Below are 13,569 nucleotides of genomic sequence, written 5' to 3' on the forward strand. Positions count from 1 at the left end.
GACTGCGCTTTGGACAGGGAGTTGTAAAATGGGTTCGTTGAGCATCTGGCATTGGATCATCGTGCTGGTTGTCGTGCTCCTCCTCTTCGGTCGCGGCAAGCTGTCGGAGCTGATGGGGGACGCCGCCAAGGGCATCAAGGCGTTCAAGAAGGGCATGGCGGATGACGAAACGCCGCCCGCCAAGCCGGCCGAGCCGGTTCGCACGCTCGACCATCAGGCGACCGGCGACGCCGAGCGCACCAAGGTCGGCTGATTCTAGCGGGCGTGCCTTAGCGATCGGGGAGGGCCGCGCTGTGCGGCCCGTGCGTAGCTCATGTTTGATATCGGCTGGTCCGAGCTTCTGGTGATCGGCGTCGTCGCGCTCGTCGTGATCGGACCCAAGGAATTGCCGGCCGTCCTGCGCAAGGTTGGGCAGGGCGTCAGCAAGCTGCGCCGCATGGCGGGCGATTTCCAGGGTCAGTTCAACGAGGCGCTGCGCGAGGCGGAGCTGTCCGAGTTCAAGGACAACATCACCGGTCTGAAGAACGATCTCGGCAATCTCGCCGCCGATGCGCACAAGAGCATCGCCAGCGCCATTCCGACCAATCCTCTGCACGATATCGAGGATTCGCTGAAAGCGCCGACGTCGCCGGTCGAGCGCAAGGATCTGCCTCCCGATGCGGTGGAGGGGCTGCCCCCCGAGGCGAGCGAGCTGGAGCCCAACGCCTTCGAATCGATCGAGGACGAGGTGCGCGCCGCTGCCGCTCACCTGCCCGAGGCAACCACGCCGGCGCCTGTCATCGCGCCGCCCGTGCCCGCGCTCGCGGTCAGCCCGCCGGTGATTGCCGAGGTGAAGCCGGCCGAGGTGAAGCCGGCTGACGTCAAGCCGGCCGAGATCAAGCCTGCGAGCGTGAAACCGTCGTCCGCCATCGCCGATGCGCCGGCGGACGAGAAGCCCAAGCGCGTGCCGCGTCGCAAGGTTGTGGCGCCGGTGGAGGTGGAAGGGGTGCAGACCGCTTTCGCCCTCGGCGATGCGTCATCGGTTGAGGCCACCGAGGCGGCGAAGCCTGCCGCGCGAGCGAACCGGGTCGCGAGCAAGACGGCGACGACGGCCGCCGATCCGGCCGTGCATCCCTCGGCCAAACCGGCGCTGACCCGCGCGCGTGCCAAGCCGGCATTGCCCGCTACGGAGAGTGCTCCCGCATCGCCGGCCACGCAGGGGGCTGCCGTCAAGCCATCCAAGCCGCGCGTAGCCCAGCCCCGCATAGCCCAGCCCCGCGCATCCAAGCCGCCGGTGACCCAGCCGGGCGATGCAGCGCCCGCCGGCCGCGATACGACCGGAAATGAAGAGCCGCAGGCATGAGCCAGGATGAGATCGACGCCAGCAAGGCGCCGCTGATCGAGCACCTGATCGAGCTGCGCGCGCGGCTGATCAAGTCGCTGATCGCGTTTTTCGTCGCGTTCATCGCCTGCTTCATGCTGGGCAAGTTCATCTACAACATCCTGCTCTGGCCGTATGAGTTCGCGGCCGGCGGTACCGAGCACGTGAAGCTGATCTACACCGCGCCGCAGGAATTCCTGTTCACCCAGATCAAGCTGGGCATGTTTGGAGCGGCGTTCATCTCCTTCCCCGTGGTGGCGACGCAGATCTACATGTTCGTCGCGCCGGGCCTTTACAGCCACGAGAAGAACGCCTTCCGCCCCTATCTGATCGCGACGCCGGTATGCTTCGGCATCGGCGCGGCCTTCGTCTATTTCGTCGCCATGCCGCTGGCGATGACCTACTTCCTCTCCATGCAGCAGGCGGCGGGGCCGAACTCGCCGGAAATCTCCATGCTGCCGCAGGTCAGCGAATATCTCTCGCTGATCATGACGCTGATCTTCGCCTTCGGCATCTGCTTCCAGCTGCCGGTGATCCTCACGCTGCTGGCGCAGATCGGCATCGTCACCTCCGACCAGCTGAAGAAATTCCGCCGCTACGCCATTGTCGGCGTGTTCGTGGCCGCCGCGGTGCTCACGCCGCCGGATGTGGTGAGCCAGCTCGGCCTCGCGATCCCGACGCTGCTGCTCTACGAGATTTCGGTCGTGCTGGTGCGCATGATCGAGAAGAAGCGCGCGGCGGCCGAAGCGGCGGCGGAAAACGCCGCCACCTGACGCGCACACCCATTCATCGCATCGGCGCGGGCGCCCGGCAGGGCGCGCCGCACTTGTCGCGGGCGCCGTCATTGGGTAGTCCCCATCCCGGGATAGTTCCCGTCACGGCCGCAGACCGATCAGACGCGAAAGCGAGACGTCCATGCACGACATCAAATGGATCCGCGAGGAGCCCGAGGGCCTCATCCGCGCGCTCACGAGGCGCGGCACCGCCGCCGCCGAAGCGCAGGCGCTGGTGGACAGCCTGTTGTCGCTGGACGAGCGCCGCCGCTCCGGCATCGCGAAGCTTGAGGAGCTGCAAGCCCGCCGCAATGGCGCGTCCAAGGAAATCGGCGCCGCCAAGAAGGCGGGTGAGAATGATCGCGCCGAGGCGCTGATGGCCGAAGTGGCCGCGCTCAAGACCGACATTCCCGCGCTGGAAGCGCAGGTGAAGACGGTCGAGACCGAACTGAACGACACGCTCGCCGCCATCCCCAACGTGCCGCTGGACATCGTGCCGGAGGGCCGGGACGAGCACGACAACGTGCCGTTCGACGCCCCCGCGCATGCGGAAGCGCCCGACAGCGCGCTGCCCATGCCGGCGCTGCGCAACTTCGCCTTTGCGCCGAAGCAGCATTTCGAGATCGGCGAAGCGCTCGGCCAGATGGATTTCGAGGCCGCCGCCAAGCTTTCCGGCGCGCGCTTCGTGGTGCTGAAGAACAAGCTCGCCCGGCTGGAACGCGCCATCGGCCAGTTCTTCATCAACACCCATACGGAAGAGCACGGCTACACCGAGGTCGCGCCGCCGGTTCTCGTCAAGGACGAGGCGATGTTCGGCACGGCGCAGTTGCCGAAGTTCCGCGAGGATCAGTTTGCGGCCAAGCGGGTTCTTTCTGCTGAGGAAGAACGAGAGCTATTCAAAGAGATCATCTTCCATGACTCCGATCTTATTGAGCGGTTTGGGGGGATCAGCAGATACCTCGTTTCTGACGGGCATCGTTATGGTTTGAATGAGGAAGGTGTTGCTCTGTTCGGTGAGCGTGCAGCAAGACTTAGCAACCTCTGGCTCATCCCCACCGCCGAAGTCCCGCTGACCAATCTCGTCGCGCAGTCCATCGTCGCGGAGGAAGAGCTCCCCATGCGCTTCACCGCGCTCACGCCGTGCTTCCGCGCCGAGGCCGGTTCGGCGGGGCGCGATACGCGCGGCATGATCCGCCAGCACCAGTTCAACAAGGTGGAGATGGTCTCCATCACCACGCCGGAGACGTCGCTGGAGGAGCAGGAGCGCATGCTGGCCTGTGCGCAGGCCGTGCTGAAGAAGCTCGGTCTGCATCACCGCGTGGTGACGCTGTGCACCGGCGACATGGGCTTCGCGTCTGCCCGCACCTTCGATATCGAGGTGTGGCTGCCGGGGCAGAATGCCTATCGCGAGATTTCCTCGGTCTCTACCTGCACCGATTTCCAGGCCCGGCGCATGAATGCGCGCTACCGGCCTGCGGGCGCCAAATCCACGCGCTTCCTGCACACGCTCAACGGCTCGGGCGTCGCGGTCGGCCGCGCCATGGTGGCGATCCTCGAAAATTACCAGAACGAGGACGGTTCCGTCACCGTGCCGGATGTGCTGGTGCCCTATATGGGCGGCGTCACCCGCATCGAGCGGGCCTGACGTCTCGCGGTCATTCCGGGCGCGCGCCGCGCGATCGGGGGGCGTATGACGAGTGGCGAGCGATCCCGCCCAGCGGCTTGACCATTGGTTTGGCCGCCGGCCGGGATGACGTTTGAAGAGCGGAAATGGAACGGCACATGCGCATTCTGGTCACCAATGACGACGGCATCCACGCTCCCGGGCTTGAGGCCTGCGTGCGCATCGCGCGCGATCTGTCGGAGGATGTGTGGGTGGTGGCGCCGGAAACCGACCAGTCCGGCGTGTCGCACTCGCTCTCGCTGTCCGATCCGCTGCGGCTGCGGCAGGTGGACGAGAAGCGCTTCGCCGTGCAGGGCACGCCGACCGATTGCGTGATCATGGCGGTGCGCCACATCCTGAGGGATCACAAGCCCGATCTCGTGCTGTCCGGCGTCAATCGCGGGCAGAACGTGGCGGAGGATGTCGGCTATTCCGGCACGGTGGCCGGCGCCATGGAAGGCACGGTGCTCGGCATCCCCTCCATCGCGCTGTCGCAGGCCTATGGCTTCGAGACCAAGCAGGCCCCGCCCTTCACCGTGGCCGAGCACTGGGGCGCGCAGGTGGTGCGCACGCTGCTGGACGAAGGGCTGCCGCCCGGCATCGTCGCCAACGTGAATTTCCCCAACCGCCCGGTGGACGAGGTGAAGGGCATCGCCGTGACCGCGCAGGGAAGGCGCGACCAGAACCTGCTGCGCATCGACCAGCGCGCCGACGGGCGCGGCAATCCCTATTACTGGATCGCCTTCGAGAAGCGCATCTTCGAGACGGTGAACGGCTCGGACCTTCACGCCCTCGACAATGGCTTCATCTCGGTGACGCCGCTGCGCCTCGACATGACCGACGAGCCGATGATGACCCGGCTTGCGCAGGTCTTCGCGCGCTGATCCGATAGGCGGGGAGAGGCGTTGGCTGGGGACCCGCTTGTGGAAGCTGCCGAGACCGACGATGCGGTGGAGCGCGCGCGGCTGCTGCTCTCGCTGCGCCAGCGCGGCATTCGCGACCGGCTGGTGATGAACGCTTTCGAGCAGGTGCCGCGCGACCGCTTCATCGAGCCGGTGATGCATCGCATCGCCTGGATCGACCAGGCGCTGCCGATCGATTGCGGCCAGACCATCAGCCAGCCCACCGTGGTCGCGCTGATGACCGACGCGCTGGACCTGCTGCCGGCCCATAGCGTGCTGGAGGTCGGCACCGGCTCGGGCTACCACGCCGCCATTCTCGCCCATATCGCCCGGCGCGTGGTGAGCGTGGAGCGCTTCCGCTCGCTCGCCACGGCCGCGGCCGCGCGGCTGCGCGAGCTGGGCCTGGCCAATGTCGAGGTGGCGGTGGCCGACGGGCTCAAGGGCTATCCGCTGCGCGCGCCCTTCGACCGCATCGTGCTGAGCGCGGCGGTGAGCGAGGTGCCGGCCGCGCTGTTCGACCAACTGGAGCCCGAGGGCGTGCTCGTCGCCCCGATCGGCCCGCCGGAGGACACCCAGACGCTGGTGCGCTTCACCCGTGGGCGCGAAGGGGTGGAGCGGCGCGATCTGGCCCGTGTGCGCTTCGTGCCGATGCTGCCGGGAATCGCGGCGGTTCTTTGAACACACTGCCGTCAATCCGCCGCGGAGTTGGCGGGAATCGGCGCGGCTTAAGCGGACGTTTACCTATACGACCCTTTAATCCGGACGGGTATCAGAGTTCGGGTGTGGTGCGATGCGTAACATTCTGTCGGCGTCCGGTTGCAAGCCACTCATGCGGCTTTCCGTTGTCGCGCTCATCGGCGGAACGGCGGCTGCCTGCAGTTCCGATAGCGCGCGTTTCAGCAGCGCCGGCGCCCCGGCGGGGCAGGGCGGACCGGCCTATACCGGCTCGTTGGCCGCCGCGCCGACCGGTGCCGTGCAGAGCGCGCCGATGACCGCCCCCGGCGGGCCGGCGGTCGCGTCCGGTTATCCCGCCCCAGCCTATGGCGCGCCCGCTCCCTATGGCGCCGCACCCGCGCCCTACAGCCAGCAGCAGCTCGCCAGCGCGACCCCGGCCAATGCCGCGCCGCAATACCCGGCGCAGGCTTATCCCAATCCGGCCTATCCCAACCCGGGCTATCCGAACGCCGCCGCGCCCGCGCCGCAATACCCGAACGCCCAGTATCAGACCCCGCAATACCCGGCGCCGGCCGTGGCGCAGCAGCAGCCGCTCTATGGCACGCAGCCCCAGCAGCTCGCGGCGCCGGCCGTGGCCCCCGTCCGCGCGCCGCAGGTGGCGGCCGCCACGACCGGTGCCCATGTTGTGCAGCCGGGCGAGACGCTGAGCTCGATCTCCCGCAATTACGGCATTTCGCGCTCGGCTCTCGCCGCGGCCAACGGCGTCGATTTCAACGCGCAGGTGCAGATCGGCCGCAAGCTCGTCGTGCCCGGCGCCGGTGCCGCCGGCAATCCCGTTGCCGCCGCGCCCAAGCCGGCAACCCATGAGGTCGCCTCCGCCGCGCCGGTCACGGGCTCCAAGCCCGCGCCGCTGGCGGCGCCGACCCCGCACGTCGCTGCCGCGCCCGCCGCGCAGAAGCCGGCCGTCGTCGCGGCCGCTCCCGCGCCGGCTCCGGTCCAGCCAGCGGTGGAAAAGCCGCAGACCATTGCCGCCGTCAAGCCGGCCGAGACGCCGGACGATGCGCGCACCGCAAGCGGCGCCCAGTTCCGCTGGCCGGTGCGTGGCCGCGTGATCTCCGGCTTCGGTCCCAAGCCCGGCGGGCAGAAGAACGAGGGCATCAACGTCTCGGTGCCCGAAGGCACGTCGGTGAAGGCCGCCGAGGACGGCGTCGTCGCCTATGCCGGCAGCGAGCTGAAGGGCTATGGTAATCTCGTGCTGATCAAGCACGCCGACGGCTACGTCACCGCCTATGCCCACAATAGCGAGCTGGACGTGAAGAAGGGCGACGCGGTGAAGCGCGGCCAGGTGATCGCCAAGGCGGGACAGACCGGCAACGTCAACTCGCCGCAGGTGCATTTCGAGATCCGCAAGGGCTCCGAGCCGGTGGATCCCTCGCAATATCTCGCCGGTCTCTGATCCACGCGCGCAGTTTCGAGACGGGGGCGTGCCCCCGTTCTCCTGAATACCGGCGCGACGCTAGGACCTTGGCGCCGGTCAGCGCGGGGCGGCAGGAGGCTCGGAAAGCGAGACGCCCAGCCGCCCCGCGACATCCTGCACATATTGCCACGCCGTGCGACCCGAGCGAGCGCCCCGCGTGGTCGACCATTCCAGGGCCTCGCGGCGCAGCGTTGTCGCGTCCAGCGGAACGTGGAAATGGGCGATGTAGCCCTCGACCATCGCGAGATACTCGTCCTGGCTGCATTTGTGGAAGCCGAGCCACAGGCCGAACCGGTCGGACAGCGATACTTTCTCCTCCACCGCCTCGCCGGGATTGATCGCGGTGGAGCGCTCGTTCTCCATCATGTCGCGCGGCAGCAGGTGCCGGCGGTTGGAGGTGGCGTAGAAGATCACGTTCTCCGGCCGTCCCTCGATGCCGCCTTCCAGCACCGCCTTGAGCGATTTGTAGGACGTATCGTCGCCATCGAAGGACAGGTCGTCGCAGAACACGATGAAGCGGAACGGCGCCGGGCGCATCAGCCCCATCAGCACCGGCAGCGTCTCAATATCCTCGCGGTGAATCTCCACCAGTTTGATCGGCGGCGTACCCTGCGCGACGACCTCGCCATTCACCTGCGCATGGCTGGCCTTCACCAGCGAACTCTTGCCCATGCCGCGGGCGCCCCAGAGCAGGGCGTTGTTGGCCGGCAGGCCGCGCGCGAAGCGCAGCGTGTTGTCCACCAGCGAATCGCGGGTACGGTCGATCCCCCTCAGCAGGGCCATGTCGACGCGGTTGACCCGCGGCACCGGCTCCAGGCGCTTCTCGGCGGCAATCCACACGAAAGCGTCGGCGGCCGTGAAATCGGCACGGGCCGCGCGGGCGGGGGCGATGCGCTCCAGCGCGTCGGCAATGCGCGAAAGGGTATGCGCGAGATCGTCCGGGGTGGGGGTCATGAGCGTGCTCCTTGGCGCTGCCGGAATAGCCATCCGCGGCGCGCGGCACAAGCACAACCGTAACCTCCGTTACGCCTGTCGCAGACGTGACGCTGCGGCCTTGGCGACGCCGTTTGCATTCGGCCGGCGCGTCAGTATAGTCCGCGCCGCTTCGCCGGGCCTTTCGCCCGCCTGATTTCGACGGACCTAGGGAACCGACATGTTCATCACGCCCGCTTATGCGCAGACCGGCGGTCCCGCCGGTACCGACATGCTGATGTCGCTCCTGCCCTTCGTTCTGATCTTCGTGATCATGTATTTCCTGATCCTGCGTCCGCAGCAGCGGAAGGTGAAGGCGCATCAGGAAATGGTGAAGAACGTGCGCCGCGGCGACACCATTGTCACCTCCGGCGGCCTCGTGGGCAAAGTGGCCCGCGTCGTCGACGAAACCGAGATCGAGCTTCAGGTCGGGGATGGCGTGAAGGTGCGCCAGCTGCGCAGCATGATTTCCGAAGTGCGTGCCAAGGGCGAGCCCGCCAAGGATGACGGCGCCGCCTGACGCTGACCTCTTGCGGCGGCGCGGGGCGCGGCCGGAAGGAAGAACATGCTTTATTTCTCGAAATGGAAGGCTCTCGCCATCCTCGCGGTCTCGGCGATCATCTGCCTGATGGTCGTTCCGAGCCTGTTGTCGACGAGCGCCTATGACAGCCTGCCGCACGTCCTCCAGCGCAAGATCGTGCTGGGCCTCGACCTGCAGGGTGGTTCCTACATCGTGCTGCAGGTGGAAGCCGCAGATCTGCGCAAGGCTCGCCTCGAGCAACTGCGCGACGATGCGCGGCGCGTGCTGCGCGACGCCAAGATCGGCTATAGCGGGCTGAACATCCAGGGCGATGCCGTGCAGGTTCGCCTGCGCGATCCCCAGGATGGCGATGCGGCGCTGACCCAGCTGCGCACGCTCGTGGCGCCGATCGGCGGCCCGATGTCGACCAGCGGGCAGATGGACACCACGGTGTCGCTCAGCGGCGACGCGATCACCCTCGCGCCCACCGATGCCGGCATTCAGGCGCGCACCATCCAGGCGGTCGCGCAATCCATCGAGATCATCCGCAAGCGCATCGACCAGCTCGGCACCACCGAGCCTTCGATCCAGCGCCAGGGTTCCGACCGCATCCAGGTGCAGGTGCCGGGCTTGCAGGATCCCTCGCGGCTGAAGGCGCTGCTCGGCCAGACCGCCAAGCTGACCTTCCGGCTCGTCGACACGTCGATGAGCGCGCAGCAGGCGCTGCAGGGCCGGCCGCCGGTCGGCACCGAGGTGCTCAATTCCCAGGACAACCCGCCGGTTCCCTATCTCGTCGAGCAGCGCGTGCTGGTCGCGGGCGAGGACCTGACCGACGCCCAGCCGAGCTTCGAGCAGCAGACCCGCGAGCCGGTGGTGACGTTCCGCTTCAACACCAACGGCGCGCGCCGCTTCGCCGAGGCGACGCAGGCCAATGTCGGCAAGCCCTTCGCCATCGTGCTCGACAACAAGGTGATCTCCGCTCCGGTGATCCGCGAGCCGATCCTTGGCGGCTCGGGCCAGATCAGCGGCAGCTTCACCGTGCAGCAGGCGAACGACCTCGCCATCCTGCTGCGCGCGGGCGCGTTGCCCGTTCCGCTGCAGGTGGTGGAGGAGCGCACGGTCGGCCCCGGCCTCGGTGCCGATTCGATCCGCGCCGGCCTTATCGCCTCGCTGGTGGGCGCGGCTGCGGTTGCGCTGTTCATGATCGCGACCTACGGCCTGTTCGGCGTCGTCGCCGTCGTCGCCGTGGCGATCAATGTGGGCATGATCTTCGGCGTGCTCGCCATGCTCGGCGCGACCCTGACGCTGCCCGGCATTGCCGGCGTGGTGCTCACCGTCGGCATCGCGGTGGATTCCAACGTGCTGATCTATGAGCGCATCCGCGAAGAGGCGAGGGCGGGCCGCTCGGCCATCTCCGCCATCGACGCGGGCTTCTCGCGCGCGCTGGCGACCATCCTCGATTCGAACATCACCACCTTCATCGCGGCGGCGGTGCTGTTCTATATCGGGTCGGGCCCGGTGCGCGGCTTCGCCATCACCTTCGGCATCGGCATCATCACCACCGTGTTCACCGCCTTCACGTTGACCCGCCTGATGGTGGCGGTTTGGGTGCGCTGGCGGCGCCCCCAGCACGTGCCGATCTGAGAAAGTCGAAAACCCATGCGTCTGCTCCGCATCGTCCCGGACGACACCCATTTCGACTTCATGCGCTTCCGGCGCATCAGCTTCCCGATCTCGGCGCTCCTGTCGATCGTGGCGCTGGTGGCGTTCCTCACGCTTGGGCTCAATTTCGGCATCGACTTCAAGGGCGGCACGCTGCTCGAGGTGCGCTACCCCGCGAGCTCACTGAACATGGGCGACGTGCGCTCCAGGCTGGAGGCGCTCGACCTCGGCGAGGTGCAGATCCAGGCGATCGGCAATGATGGCGAGGTGCTGATTCGCATCGCCCAGCAGCCCGGCGGCGAGCAGGCCCAGCAGGCCGTGGTCGGCCGGGTGCGTGCCGCGCTCGGAGAGGGCGTCGAGTATCGTCGCATCGAGGTGGTCGGCCCGCGCGTGTCGCAGGAACTGCTCAGCTACGGCATTGTCGGCCTGATGATGGCGGTGCTCTGCATCCTGATCTACCTGTGGTTCCGCTTCGAATGGCAGTTCGCGCTCGGCGCCTCGATCGCGAATTTCCACGATATCGTGCTCACCATCGGCTTCATGGCGATCTTCCGGATCGACTTCGATCTGACCAGCGTCGCCGCGCTGCTGACCATTCTCGGCTATTCGCTCAACGACACCATCGTCATCTATGACCGCATCCGCGAAATGCTGCGGCGCTACAAGAAGATGCCGACGGACGAATTGCTGAACCAGTCGATCAACTCGACCCTGTCGCGCTCGGTCATCACCCACGTTACCGTCACCCTGGCGCTGCTCGCGCTGGTGCTGTTCGGCGGCCGGGCGATCCATTCCTTCTCGGTCACGATGATGTTCGGCGTGGTGCTGGTCGGCACCTACACCTCGATCTTCATCGCCTCGCCGCTGCTGATCTATCTCGGCGTGTCCACCCGCGCGAATGCCGAGAAGCTGGAGAAGGAAGCCAAGGCGGCGAAGTCGAAGGCCGAACGCGTCACGCCCTGAGCGGGTCGCCCAGCCGGAGCCCGACATGGCGACGCCCGACGCTCATCTGCCCTACCAGGTGCCGATCGACGGCTATGGGCGCGGGCTGTTTCATTTCGCCGGCATGGCGTCGGCTGGCTCGGTGCTGGCCCTGCCATCCGGCATCCATGCCTGGACGCCGCTGGCGCCCGGTGACATCGATGCCGCGGCGCTCCAACTGGTGATCGACCAGGCGGATCGCATCGAGCTGCTGATCATCGGCACCGGCACCGATCCCTGGTTGATCCCCGACGCGCTGCGCTGGCGGCTGCGCGATGTCGGCATTTCCGTCGATGCGATGCCAACCCGCGCCGCCGCCTCCACCTATAATGTGCTGCTGGGCGAGGGCCGGGCGGTTGCGTGCGCGCTGCTGGCGCTGCCGTGACGCCGGACGGAGGCGGGTCGATGAACATGGCCGAGAGCGGCAAGCCGGATACCGCCTATTGCGCGCAGCTGGTACGCGCGCTCGACCGGGACCGCTATATCGCCGATCTGTTCGCGCCGGCCGACAGGCGCGGGGCGCTGTTCGCGCTGCACGCCTTCAATGTCGAGGTGGCGCGGGTGCGCGAGGCCATCACCAACCCGATGGCGGGCGAGGTGCGGCTGCAATGGTGGAGCGATGCGCTGATCGGCGGCGCGCGCGGCGACGTGCGGGCCAATCCGGTGGCGGCGGCGCTGCTCGATGCCATCGAGGCCCACCGCCTACCGCGCGAGACGTTCTTCTCGCTGCTCGATGCCCGCATCTTCGATCTCTATGACGACCCGATGCCGACGATGAACGACCTGGAGGGCTATGCCGGGGAGACCTCCTCGGCGCTCATCCGGCTCGCCGGCCTCATCCTGACGGGAACAGCCGACCCGAATTCGGCCGATGCCGCCGGCCATGCCGGCGTCGCCTATGCGGTCGTCGGGCTGCTGCGAGCCTTCCCCATCCATGCGCGGCGGGGCCAGTGCTATGTGCCGCTCGACATCCTCGCCAGCCATGGGCTCAAGCGGGCGGATGCGGTGTCCGGCAAGGTCAGTCCGGCGCTCAGGGCGGCGCTCGGCGAAATGCGCGTGCTGGCGCGCAAGCATTACGAGCTGGCGCTCGGCCATCTCGCCGGGCGCGATCCCGCGCTGCTGCCGGCCTTCCTGCCGCTGGTGCTGGTGCCGGGCGATCTCGCGCGAATGGAACGGGCGCACGATCCCTTCGTGAGCGTGCCGGCGGCCGGGCCGCTCTCCCGGCTATGGCAGCTTTGGCGCGGGGCACGGCCGCTGCGCGCGGCCTTCGACGCGGCGCCCGCGCGCGCGGGCTGAGGCGGAAGGCGCGGAAATCAGCTGGTGCGCAGCAGCGCGCGCGCGACGCTCGCCACGGCGAAGCCGGTGGCCGCGCCGATCGAGCTGGCGATGAACTGCGCGAGTTCCGATGAGCGGGTGGCGGTGAAGCTCTGAGCATATTCCAGCGCGCCCGCCAACGCGATGAGCCCCAGCACCCCGATCAGCCGCTGGCGTGGCGTGGCCAGGCCGAAGCAGAGCAGGGCGCCGGTGCCGCAATAGGCGATGAAATGCTCGATATTCTTGCCCGCGCCGGTGCGCTCGATCGCCCCCGCCGGCAGCAGCGCGAGCAGCGGCAGGGCGATGAGGCAGGCAAGGGCGCCCAGCCGCGCCAGCCCTTCGAGCGCCCGTGTGAAGGCCGCCCTGTCGCGGAAAATGGCCACGCGCATCGCCTCACTCCCTCCGGCTCTGACGGGCCCTCAGTTGCCGTCGCCTTTGGCGATGCGGTCAAAGGCCTGGAGATGGGCGACAAGCGCCTCGAACTGGTTGAGCGGCACCATGTTCGGCCCATCCGAGGGGGCCTTGTCGGGGTCGGGGTGGGTCTCGATGAAGACGCCGGCCACCCCCACCGCCACGGCGGCGCGGGCCAGCACCGGCACGAATTCGCGCTGCCCGCCAGAGGAGGTGCCCTGGCCGCCCGGCTGCTGCACGGAATGGGTGGCGTCGAAGATCACCGGCGCGCCGGTCGTCGCCGCCAGGATCGGCAGCGCGCGCATGTCGCTCACCAGCGTGTTGTAGCCGAAGGAAACACCCCGCTCGGTGACGAGCACATTGGCATTGCCGCCCTCGGTGAGCTTGGCGACGACATTCTTCATGTCCCAGGGGGCGAGGAACTGGCCCTTCTTGACATTGACCACCCGGCCCGTGGCGGCCGCGGCGAGCAGCAGGTCGGTCTGCCGGCAGAGGAAGGCGGGGATCTGCAGCACATCGGCCACCTCCGCCACCGGCGCGCACTGGTCGTTCTCGTGCACGTCGGTCAGCACGGGCATGCCGAAGCGCTCGCGGATCTCGGCGAAGACCGGCAGCGCCGCCTTCAGCCCCATGCCGCGCTGGCCGTGGATCGAGGTGCGGTTGGCCTTGTCGAACGAGGTCTTGAAGACCACGCCGATATGCCGCCGCCGGGCGATCTCATGGATCGCGGCGGCACATTCCAGCGCGTGTTCCCGGCTTTCCATCTGGCAGGGGCCGGCAATGAGGGCGAGCGGCAGGGTGTTGCCGAAGCGGACATCGCCAATGGCGACGGTGGAATTGGCGGGGGTGCCGCTCATGG

Annotated in this window: 15 protein-coding genes; 12 read left to right on the forward strand and 3 right to left on the reverse strand. The window is 67.9% G+C overall.

Features of this window, described 5'->3' with window-relative positions; genetic code table 11:
- Nucleotides 1-28: 28 nt before the first annotated feature.
- The 7 genes from FHS55_RS05000 (at nt 29) to FHS55_RS05030 (ending at nt 6,829) form a co-directional block, all read left to right on the forward strand.
- Nucleotides 29-253 (forward strand): twin-arginine translocase TatA/TatE family subunit, encoded by a 225-nt coding sequence (locus FHS55_RS05000; RefSeq protein ID WP_183188508.1) that lies wholly within the window; start codon nt 29-31, stop codon nt 251-253.
- A gap of 60 nt (nt 254-313) precedes the next feature.
- Nucleotides 314-1,342 (forward strand): Sec-independent protein translocase protein TatB, encoded by a 1,029-nt coding sequence (gene tatB / locus FHS55_RS23240; RefSeq protein WP_210286833.1) that lies wholly within the window; start codon nt 314-316, stop codon nt 1,340-1,342.
- On the forward strand, nt 1,339-2,133 hold the full coding sequence (gene tatC / locus FHS55_RS05010; RefSeq protein WP_183188509.1) for a twin-arginine translocase subunit TatC: 795 nt from the start codon (nt 1,339-1,341) through the stop codon (nt 2,131-2,133). Before tatB ends, tatC begins: the two co-directional genes overlap by 4 nt.
- A gap of 142 nt (nt 2,134-2,275) precedes the next feature.
- Nucleotides 2,276-3,778: a serine--tRNA ligase gene (serS, locus tag FHS55_RS05015; RefSeq protein ID WP_183188510.1), complete on the forward strand. Its 1,503-nt coding sequence runs from the start codon at nt 2,276-2,278 to the stop codon at nt 3,776-3,778.
- Between the two features lie 137 nt (nt 3,779-3,915).
- Nucleotides 3,916-4,680, forward strand: a complete 765-nt coding sequence (gene surE, locus FHS55_RS05020) for a 5'/3'-nucleotidase SurE (protein WP_183188511.1) — start codon at nt 3,916-3,918, stop codon at nt 4,678-4,680.
- Nucleotides 4,681-4,701: 21 nt separating this feature from the next.
- Entirely contained in the window at nt 4,702-5,376 is a 675-nt protein-coding gene (locus FHS55_RS05025; RefSeq protein WP_210286834.1) for a protein-L-isoaspartate(D-aspartate) O-methyltransferase, read from the forward strand.
- Nucleotides 5,377-5,527: 151 nt separating this feature from the next.
- Nucleotides 5,528-6,829, forward strand: a complete 1,302-nt coding sequence (locus FHS55_RS05030; RefSeq protein WP_246339818.1) for a peptidoglycan DD-metalloendopeptidase family protein — start codon at nt 5,528-5,530, stop codon at nt 6,827-6,829.
- 78 nt (nt 6,830-6,907) lie between these two features.
- On the opposite strand, the gene FHS55_RS05035 is transcribed toward FHS55_RS05030, so the two are convergent.
- Entirely contained in the window at nt 6,908-7,804 is an 897-nt protein-coding gene (locus tag FHS55_RS05035) for an ATP-binding protein (RefSeq protein ID WP_183188513.1), read from the reverse strand.
- Nucleotides 7,805-8,003: 199 nt separating this feature from the next.
- Between FHS55_RS05035 and yajC the strand changes: the two genes are divergently transcribed.
- From yajC to FHS55_RS05060, 5 genes are read left to right on the forward strand one after another with little or no spacing between them, the layout of a single operon-like run.
- Nucleotides 8,004-8,342, forward strand: a complete 339-nt coding sequence (gene yajC, locus FHS55_RS05040) for a preprotein translocase subunit YajC (RefSeq protein ID WP_183188514.1) — start codon at nt 8,004-8,006, stop codon at nt 8,340-8,342.
- A 45-nt stretch (nt 8,343-8,387) separates the two neighbouring features.
- Nucleotides 8,388-9,986, forward strand: a complete 1,599-nt coding sequence (gene secD / locus FHS55_RS05045) for a protein translocase subunit SecD (protein ID WP_183188515.1) — start codon at nt 8,388-8,390, stop codon at nt 9,984-9,986.
- A 15-nt stretch (nt 9,987-10,001) separates the two neighbouring features.
- Nucleotides 10,002-10,967: a protein translocase subunit SecF gene (secF, locus tag FHS55_RS05050; protein WP_183188516.1), complete on the forward strand. Its 966-nt coding sequence runs from the start codon at nt 10,002-10,004 to the stop codon at nt 10,965-10,967.
- A gap of 25 nt (nt 10,968-10,992) precedes the next feature.
- Nucleotides 10,993-11,370 (forward strand): Mth938-like domain-containing protein, encoded by a 378-nt coding sequence (locus FHS55_RS05055; RefSeq protein ID WP_183188517.1) that lies wholly within the window; start codon nt 10,993-10,995, stop codon nt 11,368-11,370.
- A gap of 20 nt (nt 11,371-11,390) precedes the next feature.
- Nucleotides 11,391-12,281: a phytoene/squalene synthase family protein gene (locus FHS55_RS05060; RefSeq protein WP_343055981.1), complete on the forward strand. Its 891-nt coding sequence runs from the start codon at nt 11,391-11,393 to the stop codon at nt 12,279-12,281.
- 17 nt (nt 12,282-12,298) lie between these two features.
- Here the strand turns inward: FHS55_RS05060 and FHS55_RS05065 are convergent, their stop codons facing one another.
- Together FHS55_RS05065 and kdsA are read right to left on the reverse strand one after the other, a co-directional pair.
- Nucleotides 12,299-12,688, reverse strand: a complete 390-nt coding sequence (locus tag FHS55_RS05065) for a VanZ family protein (RefSeq protein ID WP_183188518.1) — start codon at nt 12,686-12,688, stop codon at nt 12,299-12,301.
- A gap of 30 nt (nt 12,689-12,718) precedes the next feature.
- Complete coding sequence (kdsA, locus tag FHS55_RS05070; protein ID WP_183188519.1) at nt 12,719-13,567, reverse strand: 3-deoxy-8-phosphooctulonate synthase; 849 nt, start codon at nt 13,565-13,567, stop codon at nt 12,719-12,721.
- Between the last annotated feature and the right edge of the window lie 2 nt (nt 13,568-13,569).

This window comes from Ancylobacter tetraedralis (genome assembly GCF_014195655.1).
In the GTDB taxonomy this organism is placed as follows: Bacteria; Pseudomonadota; Alphaproteobacteria; order Rhizobiales; family Xanthobacteraceae; genus Ancylobacter; species Ancylobacter tetraedralis.

Coding starts and splice junctions, on each gene's coding strand:
- secF (WP_183188516.1), top strand. CDS start 10,002: ATGCGTCTGCTCCGCATCGTCCCGGACGACACCCATTTCGACTTCATG.
- yajC (WP_183188514.1), top strand. CDS start 8,004: ATGTTCATCACGCCCGCTTATGCGCAGACCGGCGGTCCCGCCGGTACC.
- surE (WP_183188511.1), top strand. CDS start 3,916: ATGCGCATTCTGGTCACCAATGACGACGGCATCCACGCTCCCGGGCTT.
- FHS55_RS05055 (WP_183188517.1), top strand. CDS start 10,993: ATGGCGACGCCCGACGCTCATCTGCCCTACCAGGTGCCGATCGACGGC.
- FHS55_RS05060 (WP_343055981.1), top strand. CDS start 11,391: ATGAACATGGCCGAGAGCGGCAAGCCGGATACCGCCTATTGCGCGCAG.
- FHS55_RS05035 (WP_183188513.1), bottom strand. CDS start 7,804: ATGACCCCCACCCCGGACGATCTCGCGCATACCCTTTCGCGCATTGCC.
- FHS55_RS05030 (WP_246339818.1), top strand. CDS start 5,528: ATGCGGCTTTCCGTTGTCGCGCTCATCGGCGGAACGGCGGCTGCCTGC.
- serS (WP_183188510.1), top strand. CDS start 2,276: ATGCACGACATCAAATGGATCCGCGAGGAGCCCGAGGGCCTCATCCGC.
- tatC (WP_183188509.1), top strand. CDS start 1,339: ATGAGCCAGGATGAGATCGACGCCAGCAAGGCGCCGCTGATCGAGCAC.
- kdsA (WP_183188519.1), bottom strand. CDS start 13,567: ATGAGCGGCACCCCCGCCAATTCCACCGTCGCCATTGGCGATGTCCGC.
- tatB (WP_210286833.1), top strand. CDS start 314: ATGTTTGATATCGGCTGGTCCGAGCTTCTGGTGATCGGCGTCGTCGCG.
- FHS55_RS05065 (WP_183188518.1), bottom strand. CDS start 12,688: ATGCGCGTGGCCATTTTCCGCGACAGGGCGGCCTTCACACGGGCGCTC.
- secD (WP_183188515.1), top strand. CDS start 8,388: ATGCTTTATTTCTCGAAATGGAAGGCTCTCGCCATCCTCGCGGTCTCG.
- FHS55_RS05000 (WP_183188508.1), top strand. CDS start 29: ATGGGTTCGTTGAGCATCTGGCATTGGATCATCGTGCTGGTTGTCGTG.